The organism is Pseudoduganella sp. RAF53_2 (genome assembly GCF_052113985.1).
Classification (GTDB): Bacteria; Pseudomonadota; Gammaproteobacteria; order Burkholderiales; family Burkholderiaceae_D; genus Rugamonas.
Genome location: NZ_JBFRDW010000673.1, coordinates 1 through 3193 on the forward strand (window position 1 = coordinate 1; position 3193 = coordinate 3193).

The following is a 3193-nucleotide window of genomic DNA, read 5'->3' on the forward strand; positions in this document are numbered from 1 at the left end:
CTGCGGGCGGCGCGCCGGACGGGCGGCGGCTGGCTGCTGCGGATGACGGCGCCGCGGGCGGACAGCGGGCGGCTTCCCCCGTGGAGGACGATACGTCGCTCGCCCAGCGCACGCTACAAAGCGGCAGCGCGTGGCGGATTGGTGGCGCTTTCCTCGTCTTTGGCTTGCTGCTCTCCTTCACGCCCTGCGTACTGCCGATGGTGCCGATCCTGTCGTCGATCATCGTCGGCGAGGGACAGGTCACGCGCAAACGCGGCCTGCTGCTGGCGGCCGCATATAGCCTGGGCATGGCCCTGGTCTATACCGCGCTTGGCGTGGCCGCGGGCCTGGCGGGCGAAGGTCTGGCGGGTGCGCTGCAAAAGCCTTGGGTGCTGCTGACATTCGGCGCGCTCCTGGTTGCGCTGGCCCTGTCGATGTTTGACGTCTATCAGCTGCAACTGCCCAGCGCCCTACAAAGCCGCTTGAGCGAATCGAGCGGAAAACAGAGCGGCGGCAAGATCGCAGGCGTATTTATCATGGGTGCGCTGTCCGCCTTGATCGTCGGCCCGTGCGTGGCCGGACCATTGGCCGGCGCTCTGCTCTACATCAGCCAGACCGGCAACGCCGCCACCGGCGGCTGGGCACTGTTCGCGATGGCGGCCKGCATGAGCGTACCGCTGCTGCTGACGGGACTCTCTGCAGGCAGCCTGCTGCCAAGAGCCGGCGCCTGGATGAACAATGTGAAGAAAGTTTTCGGCCTGCTGCTGATCGCGGTCGCCATCTGGATGATCAGTCCCGTACTGCCGGTCACCGGCGCCATGGCGCTGTGGGGCGCTTTCGCCATCCTGTGCGCCGCCTTCCTGCGCGTGGGCGAAACACTGCCGCAGGGCGCCGGCATCGGCGCCTACTCCGCCAAGGCGCTGGGCGTGCTGATGCTGCTGGGCGGACTATTCGAACTGGTCGGCGCCGCCAGCTCCGGCACCGACGTGCTGCAGCCGCTGGCCCACCTGCGCAGCGGCGGTACGGGGGCGGCCGAACAAACGGCCTCACGCGCAGGCCCGCGCTTCACGCGCATCCGCACCGTTGCAGAACTGGACAAAGTGCTGGCCAGCGCCAGCAAGCCGGTCATGCTCGACTTCTACGCCGATTGGTGCGTGTCCTGCAAGGAGATGGCGCGCATGACCTTCTCGGAGTCCAAAGTCGCCGCCACCATGCAGGGCATGCAGCTGATCCAGGTTGACGTGACGGCCAACAACGCCGACGACCGCGCTCTGATGAAGCGCTTCCAGCTGTTTGGGCCACCCGGCATTATCCTGTTCGACGCCAGCGGCAAGGAAGTACCGCAAGCCCGCGTCATCGGCTTCATGCCGCCCGAATCCTTCGTCCGGCAGCTGCAGCGCGCAGCCAGCTAAGGGAGCACTGGCCGTCAGCGGCGCTTTGATCGACATCGGCCACAACCCGGATGCGGACATCTTCGGGCATGGCCTCTGAAATCCCCGGTATCAGGCTGAAAATGCTTTAGAATCACCCGCTTCTATCACATTCCGGAAAGAGAAATGAGTGAACTGAAACGGGGACTCAAGAGCCGCCATATCCAGCTTATCGCGCTGGGCGGGGCTATCGGCACCGGCCTTTTCCTGGGTATCGCCCAGACGATCAAAATGGCCGGGCCTTCCGTACTGCTTGGCTACGCGGTGGCAGGCTTCATCGCCTTCCTGATCATGCGCCAGCTGGGCGAGATGGTGGTGGACGAGCCGGTCGCCGGTTCCTTCAGCTATTTTGCGGACAAATACTGCGGCCACCTGGCCGGCTTCATGTCGGGCTGGAATTACTGGGTGCTGTATGTGCTGGTCAGCATGGCCGAACTGTCGGCCGTGGGCATTTACGTCCAATACTGGTGGCCGGCGATTCCAACCTGGGTGTCGGCACTCGCCTTCTTCCTCATTATCAATTCGATCAGCCTCGCCAATGTCAAGGCTTTCGGCGAGATGGAATTCTGGTTCGCCATCATCAAGGTGGTGGCGATCGTCGGCATGATCGGCTTCGGCGCTTATCTGCTGCTGTCCGGCAGCGCCGGACCGGAGGCGACGGTGGCCAATCTGTGGCAGCACGGCGGTTTCTTCCCGAATGGCGTGGACGGACTGGTCATGGCGATGGCCGTGATCATGTTCTCCTTCGGTGGCCTTGAATTGATCGGCATCACGGCGGCGGAAGCGGACAATCCATCCGTGACTATCCCGAAGGCCACCAACCAGGCCATCTACCRCATTCTGATCTTCTACATCGGCGCGCTGGGCGTGCTGCTGTCGCTGTATCCATGGCAGAAAGTAGTCACCGGCGGCAGCCCCTTCGTGCTGATCTTCCATGCCCTGAACAGCAATGTGGTGGCGACGGTACTGAACGTCGTGGTGCTGACGGCCGCCCTGTCTGTCTACAACAGCGGCGTTTACAGTAACAGCCGCATGCTGTACGGCCTGGCCAAACAAGGCAATGCACCGAAGGTCCTGCTGTCCGTGAACAAGCGCGGCGTGCCGCTGGCGGCGCTGGGCGTTTCGGCTTTCGCTACCGGCATCTGCGTGGTGGTGAACTATCTGATGCCGGGCAAGGCGTTTGAAGTGCTGATGGGACTTGTGGTGTCCGCACTGATTATCAACTGGGGCATGATCAGCTGGATTCACCTGCGGTTCCGCGCGCAGAAGAAGGCTGAAGGCAAGGTGACCGCTTTCCAGAGCCTGGGCTATCCGCTCACTAATTACCTGTGCCTGGCCTTCCTGGCCGGTATCCTGGCGGTGATGTGCCTGACGCCGGACCTGCGCATTTCGGTGTACCTGATTCCGGTGTGGCTGGGCGTACTGTATATCGGTTTCCGCAGCAAAGGCAGCAAGGACGCCACGGTCGCTGTTTAACACCACACAGCAACGGCTGGTGCCTGCCACGGCGTGGCAGGCACCGGGTTCACGCCCTGGGTTTAACCATCGACGCCGACGACCAGGTTATCGTAATGGCCGGCGCCGTCCACCACGGCGATGCTATGCCGGCCCGCTCCACCCAGCGTAAAACTCTGGCGGCGCCCGCTGCCGTTCACCGGCACCGGCTGTCCGTCCAGCAGCCACCAAAGGCGGCCCGTGCCGCCCACCGCATCCAGCGTCACCTTCACTTCCTTCTGCCCCGGCGCCGAACGCAGGCGGCTGCCATCGCGCAGGCCGACCAGGCG

2 protein-coding genes and 1 pseudogene are annotated in these 3193 nt (G+C 63.8%); 2 read left to right on the forward strand and 1 reads right to left on the reverse strand.

The annotated features are described in order from the left end of the window. Window positions 1-1391, forward strand: a 1391-nt coding sequence (dsbD, locus tag AB4Z11_RS27550; RefSeq protein ID WP_442029027.1) for a protein-disulfide reductase DsbD, incomplete at its 5' end; no start/stop codon positions are given. A 144-nt stretch (window positions 1392-1535) separates the two neighbouring features. Beyond that, the gene (locus AB4Z11_RS27555; RefSeq protein ID WP_442029028.1) at window positions 1536-2885 is read left to right on the forward strand and encodes an amino acid permease; all 1350 of its coding nucleotides are present in this window, start codon (window positions 1536-1538) and stop codon (window positions 2883-2885) included. Window positions 2886-2947: 62 nt separating this feature from the next. Here the strand turns inward: AB4Z11_RS27555 and AB4Z11_RS27560 are convergent. Further along, a pseudogene (locus AB4Z11_RS27560) lies at window positions 2948-3193 on the reverse strand (hypothetical protein); the annotation flags it as partial.